Genomic DNA, 17,580 nt, shown 5'->3' with positions numbered 1-17,580 from the left:
TTCGTGACCAGCCAGTTCAGAATTTCTGCCAGGCCGCCTCTTTCCGCCCGGCCCAGCCGCAAATTGCACCCCGCCCCACCAGCTCCAAGAGGAGTTCAGCCAGACGGTACCCGGGCTCGATCTCCAGGGCTGACGCAAGATGAGCGGCGGCGTAGGAACCCCGGCCGCGGCACCAGGCGACCCAGCCGCGAAGGGTCATCGATGCCGCTGCGGCAGGACCTCCCAATACCGCCAACTGCTCCATGACCAGGTCAAGGGCGTTGAGCCCCGCCCAGTCCGGCACAGCAGGCCGGACGCCCATCAGCACATCGGCATAGCCGGGGCGGGTACTTGCGGATGACCCGACCTCCACCCCGGCTTGACCGCAAACATCCGCAGTACCCATCACCGGCGGGGACGGCCATTCCTGTCCTGCACTGTCCCCGGTGCCGGCAGCCGGCCACGCAACCGCCGGAGACACCGGCTGGGGTTCGATGCCGTCCCTGACAATGCCGAACTGGGCTGCGCCTGCCTCAGCGGCCTCTTTCCCTGCAGCCGCCATGACCAAGACAGCGTCGCGCCATCCCGGGACGAGCAGAGATGCCCGCAGGAATCCGTCCCGCTCCACATCCGGAAGCCACGGCTCTCCCTCCGGCCGGCCAAGCACAACTTCCCACAGATCCAGGACGGCACGGAGCTGTGACCCGCTCCCCCGGCGGAGGTCCAGTTCCTGCGCCCACCCCACCTCGGCTTCGAGGACCGCCGCCCGATGCAGGCTTGAAACCGGCCGGTCAGGGGCGGAACGCGGTTCCGGCGCCGGACCGACGCTGCTGCCCCGGTACACCATCTCGGCGTTCAGGGTACTGTCCAGGATCTCCTGGAGCGGCCGGCCGGGCAGGGGGCAGCAGGAGGGGTCGGTGCAGTAGGCATCACGCCAGTAGCCGTCCCCGACGTACCACGCTGCCCGCACCGGCATCCCGGCCCCTTCAAGCACGGAGTCCAGCCCGGCCAGCAATGGGTCGTACCGGGCAGTGGCCACCGCGGCGTCCTCGTTGCAGAAGAAGGCCAGCAGCGTGCCGTCGGCCTCCTTGTCCGCCTCAAGGTAACCACGCACCATCCGGAGGTACTTGCCGGGCGAGGCCAGGACGGATTGCGCCGGGAGGTCCAGCCGGAGGGTGGCGCCGAGCCGTTTACCCTGCATCGTCACCGCCACAAGGCTCGCTTTGGGCCAGGAACCAAGCGAGTGGGGTATGAAGCCGAGTACGTCCTCGGGTCCGCAGATTGTCAGTTTTTCCGGAGCTGTCATGGCTCCAGCATTCGCCCACCTGCGGTAAACCCTCACGAAGAATTTTCGCTATGTGGGCAGACCGCCCGGTGGAGGACTAGTGGCCGTTGCTATCGGTAGGGGACGCCTGCCGGCGCCGTGCGATATTTTCGCGGCGCTGCCGTGCCAGGGCGGTCCGCAGCGGCGGAACAACCACGCCCTGGGCCGCCATCTGCCGGCGGACCTTGCGCCGGCTCACCAGGATGGCAGTGGCGCCGAATCCCAGGAGCAGGAACTGGACGCTCAGGGCGATGCGGAACGGGTCCAGGCCGTAGAGAACCCCGTTGGAGAACCCGGTGGTGTACAGCACGTCCAGGACAAGCCCGATCAGGAATATCGCAATGAGCGCGGCGATGAATCCGCCCACGTTCACAATGCCGGTGGCGGTTCCAATCCGGTGGGCGGGGTTGAACGTCCTGGCGAAGTCGAAGCCGATCATCGAGCCCGGTCCGCCAATGGCAAGGGCCACCACCAGGCCGGCCAGCAGCCACAGCGGTGCCCGCCCGGGCGTTAGCAGTACGGCGGCCCACGCGGTGGCGGTGGCGGCAGCAATCAGCAGGACCATGGTTGACCGCCGCAACGGGTGCCGCGAGACAAAGCGCCCGATGAACGGTCCCACGGCCATCCCGGCAGCCACATAAAGCCCCATCAGCCCGGCAACGGTCCCGGCATCCAGGCCTTGGCCGGATAGAAGGAAGGGGTAGCCCCAGGTCATGGCGAACACCGTGCCGCTGAACTGGATGGTGAAGTGGCTCCACATACCCAACCGCGTACCGGGCTGGCGCCAGGCACGGGCCAGGGATATGCCGGTGGCTTTGAGCCCCTGCTGCGCCTGCGGCCGCTCCGTCCCCGGCGGGACGTCCCTCAGCAGCAGCATCACCAGCACCACCGCCAGGGCAGACATCCCGGCCAGCATCAGGAACGCCGGAGTCCAACCTGCCGCGTGCAGGACGAATGCGAACGGGATCACGCTCACCAGCTGGCCCAGCTGGCCTGTCATGCCCGTCAGCTGGGTGACCAGGGGCACCCGCGCCTGGGCAAACCACAACGGAATCAGGCGGATCACCGAGATGAACGTCATGGCGTCCCCGGCGCCTACCAGGACCCTGCCCAGGATTCCGCCCGGGACCGTGTCGGCAAACGCAAGCTGGAACTGGCCCAGCCCCATCAGGACGGCCCCGCCGGCGATCATCGCCCGTGAGCCAAACCTGTCCACCAGGAGTCCCACGGGAATCTGGAGCCCGGCGTAGACCAGGAGCTGGAGGACCGTAAAGAAGGAGATGGCGGACGCGGTGGCGTTGAAGCGTTCCGTAGCCTCAAGCCCGACGACGCCGAAGGACGTGCGCTGCGACACGGCCACCAGGTACCCGAAGATTCCAACAGTCCAGATCAGCCATGCGCGGGGTGCAGTCACGTCTTCATTATGCCCGCATGGCCTGCGGCCCCTCTGGAGCGAGGTGCCGGTGGTGGCGCCAGTGCCTACTGTGCGGGGTTCTCCCGGGCAAGGTAGGCCTCGACGGCGGCGCCCAGCACATCGGCGTCGGGCAGCTCGTCGTTTTCGTCGGCGAGGAGCGAACGGCGCACGATGCCATCCGCCTTTTCGTCGTACCGGGTCTCGAGCCGGGACACCACCTGCTGGACTTCATCGGATGCGTCAATCTGCTCGGCAATCTGGCGGCTGACTTCCCGGCCTGCCTCGCGCAACCGGTCGGTGGGCAGCATGAGCGACGTTGCCGCGCCAAGGTATTCAAGGCCGGCCACCGCTGCTGCGGGGTACTCCGCTTCTGCCAGGTAGTGCGGGACGTGGATGACGTAGCCTGCGACGTTCCGCCCGGCCTCCACCAGACGCAGTTCCAGGATGTGTCCCACGGCGGCGGGAACCTCAACGGTGGGCTTCCAAACGGAAATCCCCTCGATCAGCTCCGGCCGGTTGCCGTGTACCGTGACGCCGATGGGCCGCGTGTGCGGAACCGGCATGGGAATCGAATGGATCCAGGTGACCAGGTTGACGTCCAGCTTCTCCACGATTCCCACCACGGCGCGGGCGAACCGCTCCCACTGGAGGTCCGGTTCGAACCCTGCCAGAAGCAGGAAGGGCTTGCCCAGGCCGTCGACAAGCCGATAGAGCACCAGCTTCGGCTCCTGGTAGTCCTGAAGGTGGTCTTCCACGAAGGTAAGGTGCGGCCTGCGTGACCGGTAGTCGATCAGCTGGTCGGCGTCGAACACTGCGACGGGCTGGGCATCGAGCGAGTCCAGCAGCTCGGCATTGATCTGCTTCACAACGTGCCCGGCGTCGGCGAATCCGGTAAAGCCCATCACCAAATTCAGCCCACGGAGCTCCGGGCTGTGGAACAGCTCGATGTTGCTCGCATAGAGCGCGTCAGGGTCCAGCAGGGAGCCGGAGATCCGTTCAAGCACGGCATGTTCCTTTCATGGATGCGGGTGGACATCAATTACAACGCCGGCGGACCGGCGGGCATTCCGGGCGGCGCTGTGGCGGACATCTCAGAAGATTCTTCCGCCGGCGCGCGCAAGGGCTACGATCGGAACTGGCCTGCCAGACAGCCTTGCACATCCCCGGACGGCATCCGGGACGGCCCGTCATCCGGTCCTTATGGCAGAGCGCCGAACATGCACCCCTGCCCGTACCGATCTTCGAGAATTGAGGACTCATCCCTGTGGTCAAGAATACGGAAATCAACCTTAGTACCCTCTCCCGGGACCTGAAAAAGAGCCCCAGCGACGCAGTGGTCATCGGAGTGGGCCAGGGAACCGACGGGCCGGTCCTCCTGGACAATCCGCTCTCCGCCAAGTCCGCCGAAGCCCTGACCGATTCCCTCAAGCAACTGGGCGTGACCGGTGCAGCGGACCAGGTCGTCCGCCTGCCCGGCCTCCCCGAGACCGGTGCCGGCATCCTCGTCCTCGCCGGTGTTGGCAAGGTGGCCGCCAGCGCGCCGCCCACGGGCGAGGCGCTCCGGCGCGCCGCCGGTTCCGCTGTCCGCCAGCTGGCAGGGCTGGGCACGGTTGCCCTGGCTTTCCCGACGGCGTCAGTCGCCGACGTCGCCGCAGTCGCCGAAGGGGCAGCCCTGGGCGCCTATTCGTTCACCGAGTTCCGGTCGTCGAGGGATGGCCTGAAGGATCCGGTCAGCAAGGCCATCATCTTCACCGAAGTGGCAGACCAGAAAGAACTCGAAGCCGCCCTGAAGCGGGCCGCCGTAATCGGCAGGGCAGTCAACTCCACCCGCTCCCTGGTCAACACCCCGCCCAGCCACCTTTACCCCGAAACGTTCGCGGAGGCGGCCAAGGACCTGGCCAAGGGCCTGCCGGTCAAGGTGACGGTCTGGGACGAGAAGCGGCTGGAAAAGGAAGGCTTCGGCGGCATCCTGGGCGTCGGCAAGGGTTCTTCCCGGCATCCCCGCCTGGTCAAGGTGGAGTACTCCCCCGCACGGGCGACGTCGAAGATCGCCCTGGTAGGCAAGGGCATCACCTTCGACACCGGCGGCATCTCCATCAAGCCGGCCCTCGGCATGGGTGACATGAAGAGCGACATGGCGGGTGCCGCCGTCGTCCTCAACACGGTCCTTGCCCTCGCCGGCCTGGGCCTGCCGGTCAAGGCCACCGCATGGCTCTGCATCGCGGAAAACATGCCGTCGGGGGCCGCGTCCCGGCCCGCGGACGTCCTCACCATGTTCGGCGGCAAGACCGTGGAGGTCCTGAACACCGACGCCGAAGGCCGCCTGGTCATGGCCGACGGCATCGTCGCGGCAAGCCGCGAGTACCCGGACGCCATCATCGACGTCGCCACCCTCACCGGCGCGCAGCTGATCGCCCTGGGCAACCGGACCGCCGGCATCATGGGATCCGAGACCGTCACCGCCGCCCTCAAGGCCGCAGCCGACCGGGCCGGAGAGCTCGTCTGGCCCATGCCGCTGCCGGAAGAACTGCGCCCCAGCCTGGACTCCCAGGTGGCGGACCTGGCCAACATCGGCGAACGCCACGGCGGCATGATGACGGCCGCCGTCTTCCTGCAGGAGTTCGTGGGCAAGGACAAGGACGGCGCACAGATCCCGTGGGCCCACGTTGATATTGCAGGCCCTTCCTTTAACAACGGAAGCCCTTACGGCTATACCCCCAAGCAGGGCACGGGCTGCACGGTCCGGACTCTGGTGGCGTATGTGGAGGACATCCTGGCAGCGGCCGGCTGAGCCAGCCCCCGCAGTGCCGCGCGGCGTTGTGGGACGGGGTGATCCCTCGGCCACAATGCCGCGTGACACTCGACACAAAGAGCTCCACAAACGCGGCGCCAAGGTGGAGCATGGATAAGTGGTTCGCTAAGGTGAACCACGGTAGTCACAAATGCAAGAGAGTTGCCCTGCTGACATAATCACGGCAGTGCAAGTTCCAAGACCAGATGATGCGCGCAGAACGCGTCATCGTTCACGCGAGGGAGCGTTTAAGTGGCCGATCAGGCAACTGCGCAAGAATTCGACATCCTGGTACTCGGTGGCGGCAGCGGCGGATATGCTGCGGCGCTGCGGGCAGTACAGCTTGGCCTCACCGTCGGCCTCGTGGAAAAGGCAAAGCTGGGCGGCACCTGCCTCCACAACGGCTGCATCCCCACCAAGGCCCTGCTGCACTCAGCCGAGCTGGCCGACCACGCGCGTGACTCCGCCAAGTACGGCGTGAACGTCACCCTCGACGGCATCGACATGTCCGCCGTCAATGCGTACAAAGACGGCATCATCGCCGGCAAGTACAAGGGCCTCCAGGGCCTCATCAAGTCCAAGGGCATCACCGTCATCGAAGGTGAGGGCAAGCTGCAGGGCACGGACACCATCGTGGTGAACGGCACCGCCTACAAGGGCAAGAACATCATCCTGGCCACCGGGTCCTACTCCCGCACCCTTCCCGGCCTGGAAATCGGCGGCAAGGTCATCACCTCCGACCAGGCCCTGACCATGGACTCCATTCCCAAGAGCGCCGTCATCCTGGGCGGCGGCGTCATCGGTGTCGAATTCGCTTCCGTCTGGAAGTCCTTTGGCGTGGACGTCACCATTGTCGAGGGCCTGCCCTCACTGGTTCCCAACGAAGACGCCACCATCGTCAAGAACTTCGAGCGCGCCTTCAAGAAGCGCGGCATCAAGTTCTCCACCGGTGTCTTCTTCCAGGGCGTGGAGCAGAATAACGACGGCGTCAAGGTCACCCTGGTGGACGGCAAGACGTTCGAGGCCGACCTCCTCCTGGTCGCCGTGGGCCGCGGCCCCGTCACGGCCAACCTTGGATACGAGGAAGCGGGAATCACGATCGACCGCGGCTTCGTGATCACCAACGAGCGCCTGCACACCGGCGTGGGCAACATCTACGCCGTGGGCGACATTGTTCCCGGCGTCCAGCTCGCGCACCGCGGCTACCAGCAGGGCATCTTCGTGGCCGAGGAAATCGCGGGCCTGAAGCCCGTAATCGTCGAGGACATCAACATCCCCAAGGTCACCTACTCCGAGCCTGAGATCGCAACCGTGGGCTACACGGAAAAGGCCGCCAAGGAGAAGTTCGGCGAGGACCAGGTGCAAACCCAGGAATACAACCTCGCCGGCAACGGCAAGAGCTCCATCCTGGGCACGTCGGGCCTGGTGAAGCTGGTCCGCCAGAAGGACGGCCCCGTGGTGGGCGTCCACATGATCGGCGCCCGCATGGGCGAGCAGGTTGGGGAGGCCCAGCTGATCGTGAATTGGGAAGCCTACCCCGAGGATGTGGCCCAACTGCTGCACGCCCACCCCACCCAGAACGAGTCCCTGGGCGAAGCCCACCTGGCACTCGCGGGCAAGCCGCTGCACGGCTAATTTTCCGCAGCACCATCGAGCCTGGTGCACCCGGCGCCGAAAACCGGGTGCACTAGGCTCAAAATCAGGCAGCATTCATTCGCACTAAAGATCAATAAGGAGAACGGGGACGACATGTCTGAATCCGTTAACTTGCCCGCCCTCGGTGAGAGCGTCACCGAAGGAACCGTCACCCGCTGGCTCAAGCAGGTAGGTGACCGGGTAGAGGTGGACGAGCCGCTGCTCGAGGTTTCCACCGACAAAGTAGACACTGAAATCCCCTCTCCTGTAGCTGGCGTGATTGAGGAAATCCTGGTCGCCGAAGACGAGACTGCTGAAGTCGGCGCGCCCCTGGTGCGCATTGGCGACGGCTCCGGCAACGGTTCTGCCGCCCCGGCCACAGAAGCCCCCGCTGCTGCCCCTGCTGAAGAAGCAGCGGCCCCGGAAGCACCCGCCGCACCGGCTGAAGAGGCTCCCGCCCCCGCAGCACCCGCCCAGGAAGCCCCCGCGGCGGGCGGCGGCGAAGGCCACGAAGTGACACTCCCCGCCCTGGGCGAGAGCGTCACCGAAGGCACCGTCACCCGCTGGCTCAAGGCCGTGGGCGACACCGTTGAAGTTGACGAGCCCCTGCTGGAAGTTTCCACCGACAAGGTGGACACCGAGATTCCTTCACCGGTAGCCGGCACCCTCCAGGAAATCCGTGTCAACGAAGATGAAACCGCTGAGGTAGGCTCCGTGCTGGCCGTCATCGGTTCCGGCGCAGCTGCCGCCCCCGCCGAGGCCCCCTCCACCGAGGCACCGGTCCAGGAAGCACCCAAGGCTGAAGCCCCGAAGGCCGAAGCCCCCGCACCTGCCCCGCAGGCCGCACCGGCCCAGGAAGCTCCCAAAGCAGCACCCGCCCCGCAGGCGGCACCGGCTCCGGCTGCAGCACCGGCGGCAACCGAGGCCGCCACGGCAAACGGCGCATCCGACTCCGGCTACGTGACCCCCCTGGTCCGCAAGCTGGCGAACCAGCACGGTGTGGACATCGCTTCCCTCTCCGGCACCGGCGTCGGCGGCCGCATCCGCAAGCAGGATGTCATTGCCGCCGCCGAGGCCAAGGCAGCACCTGCCGCGGCTCCGGCTGCAGCGCCTGCCGCGTCCGCCCCTGCGGCCTCTTCCGCCGCAGTTTCTTCCCTGCGCGGCACCACGCAGAAGGCTCCGCGGATCCGTCAGGTCATCGCCCGCCGCATGCGCGAGTCCCTGGAAATCTCCACCCAGCTGACGCAGGTCCACGAAGTGGACATGACCAAGATCGCCAAGCTCCGCGCCCGGGCCAAGAACTCGTTCCAGGCCCAGAACGGCACCAAGCTGACCTTCCTGCCGTTCATCGCCAAGGCTGTTGCCGAGGCCCTCAAGCAGCACCCCAAGCTGAACGCTGCCTACGACGAGGACAAGCAGGAGATCACCTACCACAACGCCGAACACCTGGCCATCGCCGTCGACACGGACAAGGGGCTGCTGGTACCGGTCATCTCCGATGCCGGCAACCTGAACCTCGCCGGACTGGCCGGCAAGATCGCAGACGTCGCAGCACGTACCCGCGACGGCAAGATCGGCCCGGACGAGCTGTCAGGCGGCACGTTCAGCATCACCAACATCGGCTCCGTGGGTGCGCTGTTCGACACCCCGATCATCAACCAGCCCCAGGTGGGCATCCTCGGCACCGGCGCAATCGTCAAGCGTGCCGTGGTGGTTGCTGACGAAAACGGTGACGACTCCATCGCCATCCGCTCGATGATGTACCTGTCGCTGACCTACGACCACCGCCTGGTGGACGGCGCAGACGCCGGCCGCTTCCTCCAGACCCTGAAGGCCCGCCTTGAAGAGGGCGCCTTCGAAGCGGACCTGGGACTGTAGCAGCCAGCCACGGACGACGGCGGTGCGGGCCAAAGGTAGGAAGACCACCGGCGGCCGCACCGCCGTCGGCGTTTAAGGCCTTGCGGGCGGGGCACAAAAAGACAGCGCGTCTACTACTGCACGTAGAACAACTGGCTACACTGGTCCCATGAACATCCTCTACAACATTGTGGTTTTCCTGCACATCGTCGGCGCGGCCATGATCGTGGGCATCTGGATCGGGCAGATGAAGAAGCCCACCGTCCACCCCCGCCAGTTCGACGGCGCCATGACGCAGCTCATCACCGGCGTCGCCCTGATGGGCCTCATCCCGGCACTCGACATGGACGCCAACTACGCAAAGCTCGGCATCAAGCTGGTCATTGCCCTGGTTGTAGGCGTCCTGGCCTTTATTGGCCGCCGGAAGTACAAGGCGGGCGAGGACGTCAGCCCCGGCCTGGCGCATGCCGTGGGTGGCCTTGCGCTGCTGAACATCGCCATCGCCACCATCTGGAACTGACGTGATGCGCTCCCGATGGTCATAATCCACCCGGAGCGGACAGCTGATGCACGCCCGGGGCTAAGTACCTAGGATGGAAAATGGCGGGTCCAGGCAGCAGCCTGCCCCGGTAATCACCAAAACTGAGGAGTGAACATGGCAGCAACGCGTTCAGCAAATGCAGTATGGAACGGCAACCTGACGGAAGGTTCAGGAACCACCAGCCTGGCCAGCTCCGGCCTGGGCACGTTCGATGTTACCTGGAAGGCCCGCACCGAAGCGGCCAACGGCAAGACCAGCCCGGAGGAGCTGATCGCAGCTGCCCATGCCGCGTGCTTCTCCATGGCGTTCAGCAACGAACTTGCGAAAGCGGGCCACTCGCCGGAGGAAGTCAGCACCAAGGCCGATGTCACGTTTGTCCCGGGCACGGGTATCACCGGAAGCCACCTGACCATGTCCGCCAGGGTTCCCGGCATCTCCGAGGATGAATTCCAGAAGATCGCAGCGGAAGCCAAGGTAGGCTGCCCCGTCTCCGGTGCCCTCGCGAGCATCGACATCACCCTGGACGCCACGCTGCAGTCCTGATCCGGCCGCTTGGCGAATAACCGAAAGGCCCTGCCAGGCCGGAGCATTCCGGTCTGGCAGGGCCTTCCTGTTCGCAGCGGAGCTAGCTCCCCTGGCGGCGGGCAGGCAGCGGGGCAGGACGAAGCCGCCGGTACCCCTCGCGCGCCGGCGGGCGGTCCGTCGGCAGCTCCTGGATCATTTCCTTGAGGGCACCGATGCCATACTCCAGCTGGGGGTCCCTGCCGGCAGCATAGGCGTGCGGCGGGTAGGCCACCTCGATGTCGGGGTCCACGCCGTAGTTTTCGACGCTCCACCCAACGCCTCCGCTGAACCAGTTGGCGTAGCGCGGCTGGGTGACACCGGTGCCGTCCGCCAGGGCGAACCTGTTGTCGATGCCCACCACACCGCCCCAGGTGCGGGTTCCAATGACGGGGCCGATTCCCCTCAGCTTGGACACCTGAGTGATGATGTCCCCGTCGGAACCGGCGAATTCATCCGCAAGGACAATCACCGGTCCGCGCGGTGCGTGGTGCGGGTACGTCCGTGGCTTTTCCCCGCGCGGCATGCTCCAGCCCGTGACCTTCCGGCCGATCAGTTCCGCCACCAGCTGCGACGTATGGCCGCCACGGTTCCGGCGGACATCCACGATGAGCCCGTCCAGTGCGGTTTCGGTGTCCAGGTCGCGGTGCAGCTGCGCCCAGCCGTTGGCCATCATGTCCGGGATGTGCAGGTAGCCGAAGGTGCCGGCCGAGGCTTCCCGGACGGTCCGGCGGTTCGCCGCCACCCATTCCTGGTACCGCAGGCGTTCTTCGTCCTTGACAGGCACGACGGCGACACGCCGCTGGGTGCCGGCCGCGTCCCCGTGCGCTGTGCCATTGAGGAGGGTGAGCTCCACCGCCCGGCCTGCCGCGCCTACCAACTGCATGGCCGGCGTGACGGATCCGGAGAGCGGGACGCCGTCGATGGCCAGCAGGATGTCGCCGGCCTTGGCGTCGACACCGGGCCTGGTGAGGGGCGAGGTGGCCAGCGGATCCGAGGATTCACCGGCCAGGATCCGGGTGATCTCCCAGCCTGCCGGAGTGTGGGAGATATCGGCGCCCAGCCGGCCCTGCCCCTGGCTGCCGTTTTCCGTGACCGGGGCCGGGCGGACGTAGGCATGGGAGGTTCCCAGCTCGCCGTGCAGCTCCCACAGCAGGTCCACCAGGTCGTCGTGGGATCCCAGGCGCTCCACGAGCGGACGGTAGCGCCGGTGGATGGAATCCCAGTCCTGGCCCGCCATGTCCTCGGTCCAGAAGAAGTCCCGCTGGAGGCGCCAGGCTTCGTCGAACGCCTGGCCCCACACGCTGAGCGGATCCATCATCACGCGGATCCGGCCGAGGTCCACCTTTACCAGCTTCCCGGATTCCTCGTCGGCTTTGGCGTCAGCAGGAACGGCTGCCACCTGCTTGTCGGAGATCAGCACAACCGTGGTCCGGTCCCCCGAGAGCCGGTAGCTGTCCAGCGACTCCACGAGCGTGGTCTTCTTCCGCCGGGCCAGGTCGAACCGGACCAGGCTGGGGCGGGCATCCTTGTCGTCCTGAGCCGCCTTTCCGTCGCCGGTGACACCGGCGAGGGCCCAGTCCAGCCACAGCAGCGCACCGTCTGCTGTCCCGAGGGACGTGTAGTTGCCCTGCGGTACGGGGACGGTGATCACGCGGTGCGCCAGGCCTTCCGGGTCAATCACCACCTCCGGCGTTCCGCCCGCTTCCGCGGACTCGGACCCGCCTTCACGCTGGCCTTCTGCGTCAGGGCTGTCCGGTGCAACGGCCGGCCCGAACGGCGACGGCGTGCCGGCAGCAAGTGCAACGAGGTACGGCTTGATGGGGCTGGGGAACGAGAGGTCGAATGAGTGGCCGTCGTACACCGGGTCGAAGCTGCGGTTGGACAGGAAGGCCAGGTACTTGCCGTCCGGGGTGAAGGCGGGCGACGTGTCGCAGAAGCGTCCGTCCGTCACTTCCACGGGGGCAGCACCGGCGTTGTCCATGTCCGCCAGCCGAAGGCGGCTGCGCGAACCGAACGATGTGACCGGCTCGGACCAGACCAGCCACCGCGAGTCGGGTGACCAGGCCAGTTCGCCAATGGTGCCTTCCCCGATGCTGGCCACGGGCACAAAGTCGCCCGTCCGGCTGTCCGCCACGTACACCTCCCCGAAGGAGGTACCAACCGCTACCCACCGTCCGTCCGGGCTGGCCTCCAGGGAGCTGGCGCGGGACGGCACGGGAATGGCGATCCCCTGCACATCGGCGTCTGCCTGGGCCTCTGCCGTGGACCTGGTGCCCTCCGGGGCAACGTCCGCCTGCTGCGTATCCGACTGCTGGTCGTCCGCGGGGACAAAGGTGCCGCCGCCGGACAGCACTGCTGCACCGGCCGCCGGAACGGGCTGCGGCAACGCCGTGGCACCGTCGGCCGGCCCGCCTGTTGCACCGGCCGGGGTTTCACCGGTTACCTGTCCGCGGGCAGGGGCAGCCGGCCTACTGTGCTGCACAGGCGGCACAATGTCCCTGATATGCAGCGCCTCCACGCCGCCGTGGTCGGCAACGTAGGCGATTCGGCCATCACCAAGGGGCCGTGGCAGGCGGCCGCGGACGCCGGGTGTCGCCTCGACGATGCGGGAAGGTCCGTCCTTGTGGCGGAGCCAGTGGATGGTGCCGTGCGCCTCCACCGCGCTGGCCGTGCCGGCAGTGTCCGGCACCACGGCGCCGAGGTGCTTTGACGTCTTCAGCAGTGCGGGGCGCCGGGACTGTGAGGCCGAGCCCAGGGCGATGTCCAGGCGCACCGCGTCGGAGCCCAGGCTGTGCAGGAGCCACAGTTCGCCGGCGGATTCGAAAACCACGCGCTTGCCGTCGGTGGCGGCATGCCGGACGTAGAAGTCCTCGTGGTCCGTGTGCCGGCGCAGGTCCTTCCCGGTGGGAAGCACGGAATACAGGTTGCCGTAGCCCTCATGGTCGGACAGGAACGCGATGCGGCCGTCAACCCACATGGGATCGGCAAGGTTGCCGTCAAGCTCCGGCAGCAGGCGCTCAAACTCCCCGTTGCCGTCTGCATCAATCCACAGCTTCCCTGCGGTGCCGCCACGGTAGCGCTTCCACCAGGCCGGTTCACGGGACAGGACGCTGCCCACCACCACGGGCCGCTCATCCCCCACTTCCCGGCCGAAGGCCACTGACTCGACCGGACCGAACGGCAGCTCCTCTGCCCAGCCGCCGTCCACCGGGACCCGGTAGGCGTAGGTGTGGCGGCTTTCAGCCTGGCGGAAGGCGCTGGTGACCAGCACCGACCCGTCCGCGGTGAACCCTTTGACCCTGGTGGTGCTGTGGCCGAAGTAAGTCAGCTGCCGGTAGTTTCCGCCGTCAACATCAGCAGCAACCACTTCCGGCGCCGTTCCCTGGACCACCGTCCACACCAGCTGCTTCCCGTCGGGCGTGAAGCGGGGATTCCGGGCGGGCAGCTGCAGCGAGGAGACACGCCAGGCCCGGCCGCCGCCCAGGGGCGCGATCCACACGTCGTCCTCGGCCACGAAAGTGACTAGGTCGCCGTGCACATGCGGGTAACGGAAGTAGCTCGAAGAAGTCATCGTTTGATCATAGTCAACCCCCCGGCCGCCCCGCCGGAGCCACGGGCCCCGCGGGGCCGTGGTGAGATGGAGCATGCGCATCGTCATGGCAGGAGCCTCCGGGCTGCTCGGAACCCACATGTCTGAAACATTCCGCAACGCCGGGCATCAAGTCACCGCCCTGGTCAGGCGGGAACCCGTGTCGATCAGCGAAGTCCGCTGGGACCCGGCGGATGGCCGGCTCGACCCCCAAGCACTGGCGGGGGCGGACGCCGTCGTCAATCTGTCAGGTGCCGGCATCGGTGACAGGCCATGGACCCGCAAGCGCGTTGATGAACTCTTGGGTTCGCGGGTGGGGCCGACCAGGACGCTGACCCAGGCGATGCGGCAACTGGACGTCCCGCCGGCAATTTTGCTCAGCCAGTCGGGTGCACACTACTACGGTGATGCGGGAAACACGGTCCTGCGGGAATCCGCCCCGCCCGGATCAGGAATCCTGTCCCGGATCTGCCTGGAGTGGGAGGCGGCAGCAGCAACTGCGCCAGCCGGAGTCCGGGTTGTCACGACAAGGACCGGGGTGGTCCTCAGCCGCTCCGGCGGGGCCATGGGCAGGTTGCTGCCGCTGCTACGCCTCGGCGTCGGCGGGCCCTTCGGCACCGGCAGGCAGTTCTGGCCCTGGATAACCCTTCCCGACGTGTCGGCCGCGTTCCTCTTCCTGCTGGAGGCTCCGGTCAGCGGGCCGGTGAACCTGTGCGCACCGGAGGATGCCGACGTCAATGCCATCGTTGAAGCGCTCGCCCGTGCCCTGCACCGCCCGGCCGTTTTCCGGGTTCCGGCGCCCGTGCTGCGGCTTGTGATGCGGAACCTCGCCGAAGAATTGCTGCTGTCCAGCCAGCGCATGGAACCGTCCGTGCTCTCGGGTCGCGGATTCCGGTGGCGGCATCCGTCCCTGGCGCAGGCTGCGCAATGGGTGGCCGGGAGCGAAGGCGCCGGCGCGCGTTACTAGCGCTGCCTCCCGCCTCGAACGAGGTTCAGGACCCTGGCAGGATTTCGCTGATCCGCCACCTGCCGCCGACAGATACGAGGACCAGCCGCAGTGGCTGGCCAGCGCCGGCGGCTCCTGTTGCAAGAACCGCGCCCGCGGCATCCTTCTCCTCGTAGGCGGATGTGGCAGATGTGGCGTGGACCACTGCGCGCGTACCGGTGGTGCCTTCTTCGATCCCGACCCCTGACAGGATGCTGGAAAACCCGGCCAGCACAAGACCTGAGCTGCGGAGCCGCTCGCCCGTCCTGCCGTCCGCCGCAGCCGCAGGCGACCCGGCCGCATTCACCTCATCCAGCAGGTCCAGGTTGCCAGTCCTGAAGGCGTGGTCGCGCAGGGCCGCAAGGCCCAGCAGGGCCTGGGCGGGGTCGGCCGCGGCGGCCTGCCGCCGGGCAGCCTGGGCCGCGTCTTGGCTTGCCCCTGCCGCACCGGGAGCAGCCACAGAGGCGCGGGCGGTACCGGCTGCGCTTCCGCCTGCAGGTGCGGGCGGGCCCGCCGCTGGTGTGGCCGCAACCCACCAGGCACCGGCCAGGGCCACCGCAGCGACGGCGGGTACGGCGAACGGCACCAGCTTTGGGCGGCCGGGCACTCTTCCGTCCACGGTTCCGGCGTGTTTTCCACGGGCAGTGGGGGCGCTGGCCGTGGCTGGAAAGGGCAGCCGCGGAGCAGTGGTCCGTCCCTTTGCCCACCCCAAAGTCACCAGCCGCCGGTGCCAGCCGTCAAGCGTCTCCCTGAGTCCGGCCCGCCTGGTGACTTTGTTCCGCGCGGACGACGGCGGGAGATGCCTGCGCGTCAGCAGTTCCGGAATGACTGTGGGATGGACAGCAGCAGCCAGGTCGACCGGACGGGGCGGGGCGCTGCGATAGACGGCAGCTGCCAGGGCCGCAGCTGTCGGCCGAAGCCGCCTGTCCTCATTGAGCCCCGATTCCAGGGCAGCAGCCAGTTCTTTTGGAACCTCCGGCACGAGCAGTGACAGCGGGGGGCGCTCCGCCGTCACTGCCGGGGCCGCGCCGGTGAGGCAGTACCAGCCAAGGGCGGCAACTGAGTAGACATCACGTTCAGGCTGGAGGCCTGCACGCACCGCATCCACCGGCGCGGGATCCAGGAAACCGGCCGTACCGCAGCTTTCCGCCCGGCCGGGCTCGCCCAGAATCCGTGCGATTCCGACGTCGGACAGCAACGGCTTGCCCTGGCCGCTGAACAGTACGTTGCCGGGTGAAACATCCGAATGCGTGAACCCCTTGCCGTGCAGGTACGCCAGTGCCTGGGCAATCGGCGTCAGCACCGTCACCGTTTCCCCCACGCCCAGCCTGCCCCGCACGGCAACGAGCCGGGCGAGCGAACCGCCGGAGGCGTAGTCCATCACCAGGGCTGTCCCGGAGTACTGGCCGTCTTCGAACCGGACAGTATGCTGCGCCTTGATGAGGTGCTGGTGGTCCAGAGCCGAGAGGATACGGACCTCCCGCTCCAGGGCGTCTTCGGACAGGCCTCCGCTGCCGTGCAGGCCTCCCCCGGGCCAACCGAAACACTTCAACGCGACATCGCGGCCGGTCCGCTGCTCTTTTCCCAGCCAGACTGACGCGCTTCCACCCTGGCCGAGGAGCCGTCCGACGGTGTAGCCGGAAATCTGTGGTGCCTGAAGGTCGTCCATCCCTCATGTCTAGCCGAAACCGCCGCGGCTTGCAGAAGTTATCCACAGGCACGCCGCCCGTTGGGAGGTTTCCCTGCGGGTGGTGAGGTTGGCCACTAAACCGGGTACGCGGCGCCGCGGGGTCTAAGCTGGATGCCATGACTCTTGAGTTTTCACAGCTGGGTCTGGCCCCCGACTTCGTGGATTACCAGCAGGCGTGGGACATCCAGCGCGAACTCCACCACAAAGTAGTCGCCGGCCAGGCGCCCAGCACTGTTCTCCTGCTGGAACATGCCGCCGTCTATACCGCGGGCAAACTCACGGAAGACCACGAGCGGCCCTTCGACGGCACGCCCGTGGTGGCTGTTGACCGTGGTGGAAAGCTCACATGGCACGGCCCCGGCCAGCTGATCGCCTATCCGATCCTCAAACTGAAGAACCGGTCCGGAATCAGGGACTACGTTGAGCGCCTGGAGGCCATCATGATCGCTGTCATGGCGGACTACGGCATCAGGGCCGAACGCATCAAAGGCCGGGCAGGAGTCTGGATCAGGGCTGACGAAAAAGGCCCGGACCGCAAGATTGGCGCTATTGGCATCCGGATCCTCAACGGAGTCACCATGCACGGCATTGCCGTCAACTGCAGCAACGACCTCACGCCCTATGGGCAGATCATCGCCTGCGGCATCACCGACGCGGGAGTGACCACCATGTCCCTGGAAACCGGGCAGGATATCCACCCTGCCCACATCGTTGACCGCATTGTGGAAGAATTCCGCAAGCACCAGGAAACACTCGTTTCAAGCCCTGAAGGAGCTCTACTGTGACACTGGCACCTGAAGGCCGGAAGATGCTGCGGATCGAGCAGCGCAACGCGGCCGTCCCGGTGGAGCGCAAGCCGGACTGGATCAAGGCCAAGGTCCAGATGGGACCGGAGTTCGTCGGGCTCAAAAACCTGGTCAAAAAGGAAGGCCTGCACACCGTCTGCGAAGAAGCCGGTTGCCCCAACATCTTCGAATGCTGGGAAGACAAGGAAGCCACCTTCCTCATCGGCGGCTCCGAATGCACCCGCCGCTGCGACTTCTGCCAGATCGACACCGGCAAACCCTCCCCCCTGGACCGGTTCGAACCCACCAAGGTGGCCCGCTCCGTCCAAGCCATGGCCCTGCGCTACGCCACCGTCACCGGCGTCGCCCGCGACGACCTCGAAGACGAAGGCGTCTGGCTCTACGCCGAAACCGTCCGCAAGATCC

12 protein-coding genes and 1 pseudogene are annotated in these 17,580 nt (G+C 66.9%); 8 read left to right on the top strand and 5 right to left on the bottom strand.

The window, feature by feature from the left end; genetic code table 11:
* Positions 1-16: 16 nt before the first annotated feature.
* The 3 genes from AC5RUU_RS10930 to AC5RUU_RS10920 all read right to left on the bottom strand — a co-directional run bounded on the left by AC5RUU_RS10930 (position 17) and on the right by AC5RUU_RS10920 (position 3,721).
* Positions 17-1,285, bottom strand: coding sequence for a DUF4192 family protein (locus tag AC5RUU_RS10930; RefSeq protein ID WP_493975236.1), 1,269 nt, complete (start codon positions 1,283-1,285; stop codon positions 17-19).
* Between the two features lie 76 nt (positions 1,286-1,361).
* The gene (locus AC5RUU_RS10925) at positions 1,362-2,717 is read right to left on the bottom strand and encodes an MFS transporter (protein ID WP_493975235.1); all 1,356 of its coding nucleotides are present in this window, start codon (positions 2,715-2,717) and stop codon (positions 1,362-1,364) included.
* A gap of 65 nt (positions 2,718-2,782) precedes the next feature.
* The gene (locus tag AC5RUU_RS10920; RefSeq protein ID WP_493975234.1) at positions 2,783-3,721 is read right to left on the bottom strand and encodes a proteasome assembly chaperone family protein; all 939 of its coding nucleotides are present in this window, start codon (positions 3,719-3,721) and stop codon (positions 2,783-2,785) included.
* Between the two features lie 260 nt (positions 3,722-3,981).
* Here AC5RUU_RS10920 and AC5RUU_RS10915 point away from each other — a divergent pair, with 260 nt between their 5' ends.
* The 5 genes from AC5RUU_RS10915 to AC5RUU_RS10895 all read left to right on the top strand — a co-directional run bounded on the left by AC5RUU_RS10915 (position 3,982) and on the right by AC5RUU_RS10895 (position 10,084).
* On the top strand, positions 3,982-5,508 hold the full coding sequence (locus tag AC5RUU_RS10915; protein WP_493975233.1) for a leucyl aminopeptidase: 1,527 nt from the start codon (positions 3,982-3,984) through the stop codon (positions 5,506-5,508).
* Between the two features lie 252 nt (positions 5,509-5,760).
* Positions 5,761-7,143 (top strand): dihydrolipoyl dehydrogenase, encoded by a 1,383-nt coding sequence (gene lpdA / locus AC5RUU_RS10910; protein WP_493975232.1) that lies wholly within the window; start codon positions 5,761-5,763, stop codon positions 7,141-7,143.
* 114 nt (positions 7,144-7,257) lie between these two features.
* Positions 7,258-9,021: a 2-oxoglutarate dehydrogenase, E2 component, dihydrolipoamide succinyltransferase gene (gene sucB, locus AC5RUU_RS10905; RefSeq protein ID WP_493975231.1), complete on the top strand. Its 1,764-nt coding sequence runs from the start codon at positions 7,258-7,260 to the stop codon at positions 9,019-9,021.
* Between the two features lie 148 nt (positions 9,022-9,169).
* Positions 9,170-9,520: a hypothetical protein gene (locus AC5RUU_RS10900; protein ID WP_493975230.1), complete on the top strand. Its 351-nt coding sequence runs from the start codon at positions 9,170-9,172 to the stop codon at positions 9,518-9,520.
* Between the two features lie 135 nt (positions 9,521-9,655).
* Positions 9,656-10,084, top strand: a complete 429-nt coding sequence (locus tag AC5RUU_RS10895) for an OsmC family protein (RefSeq protein WP_493975229.1) — start codon at positions 9,656-9,658, stop codon at positions 10,082-10,084.
* A gap of 82 nt (positions 10,085-10,166) precedes the next feature.
* Here the strand turns inward: AC5RUU_RS10895 and AC5RUU_RS10890 are convergent, their stop codons facing one another.
* A complete protein-coding gene (locus AC5RUU_RS10890; RefSeq protein ID WP_493975228.1) occupies positions 10,167-13,676 on the bottom strand; it encodes a S41 family peptidase in 3,510 nt (1,169 codons plus the stop codon).
* 73 nt (positions 13,677-13,749) lie between these two features.
* Here AC5RUU_RS10890 and AC5RUU_RS10885 point away from each other — a divergent pair, with 73 nt between their 5' ends.
* Positions 13,750-14,661 (top strand): TIGR01777 family oxidoreductase, encoded by a 912-nt coding sequence (locus tag AC5RUU_RS10885; protein ID WP_493975227.1) that lies wholly within the window; start codon positions 13,750-13,752, stop codon positions 14,659-14,661.
* A 25-nt stretch (positions 14,662-14,686) separates the two neighbouring features.
* Here AC5RUU_RS10885 and AC5RUU_RS10880 read toward each other — a convergent pair whose 3' ends face one another.
* Positions 14,687-16,348, bottom strand: a complete 1,662-nt coding sequence (locus AC5RUU_RS10880; protein WP_493975226.1) for a serine/threonine-protein kinase — start codon at positions 16,346-16,348, stop codon at positions 14,687-14,689.
* A gap of 137 nt (positions 16,349-16,485) precedes the next feature.
* Between AC5RUU_RS10880 and lipB the strand changes: the two genes are divergently transcribed.
* Both lipB and AC5RUU_RS10870 read left to right on the top strand, forming a co-directional pair.
* Positions 16,486-17,154 (top strand): lipoyl(octanoyl) transferase LipB, encoded by a 669-nt coding sequence (gene lipB, locus AC5RUU_RS10875; RefSeq protein ID WP_493975225.1) that lies wholly within the window; start codon positions 16,486-16,488, stop codon positions 17,152-17,154.
* A pseudogene (locus AC5RUU_RS10870) lies at positions 17,151-17,580 on the top strand (lipoyl synthase); the annotation flags it as partial. The gene lipB and the pseudogene AC5RUU_RS10870, both read left to right, overlap by 4 nt.

Source organism: Arthrobacter sp. K4-10C (assembly GCF_059090085.1).
The sequence above is the reverse complement of the archived record's forward strand: the minus strand, read 5'-3'. Positions and strand labels throughout refer to the sequence as shown.

Excerpts from the sequence above, each read along its gene's own strand:
- AC5RUU_RS10930 (WP_493975236.1), bottom strand. The coding sequence starts at position 1,285 with ATGACAGCTCCGGAAAAACTGACAATCTGCGGACCCGAGGACGTACTC.
- sucB (WP_493975231.1), top strand. The coding sequence starts at position 7,258 with ATGTCTGAATCCGTTAACTTGCCCGCCCTCGGTGAGAGCGTCACCGAA.
- AC5RUU_RS10900 (WP_493975230.1), top strand. The coding sequence starts at position 9,170 with ATGAACATCCTCTACAACATTGTGGTTTTCCTGCACATCGTCGGCGCG.
- AC5RUU_RS10895 (WP_493975229.1), top strand. The coding sequence starts at position 9,656 with ATGGCAGCAACGCGTTCAGCAAATGCAGTATGGAACGGCAACCTGACG.
- AC5RUU_RS10890 (WP_493975228.1), bottom strand. The coding sequence starts at position 13,676 with ATGACTTCTTCGAGCTACTTCCGTTACCCGCATGTGCACGGCGACCTA.
- AC5RUU_RS10885 (WP_493975227.1), top strand. The coding sequence starts at position 13,750 with ATGCGCATCGTCATGGCAGGAGCCTCCGGGCTGCTCGGAACCCACATG.
- AC5RUU_RS10880 (WP_493975226.1), bottom strand. The coding sequence starts at position 16,348 with ATGGACGACCTTCAGGCACCACAGATTTCCGGCTACACCGTCGGACGG.
- lipB (WP_493975225.1), top strand. The coding sequence starts at position 16,486 with ATGACTCTTGAGTTTTCACAGCTGGGTCTGGCCCCCGACTTCGTGGAT.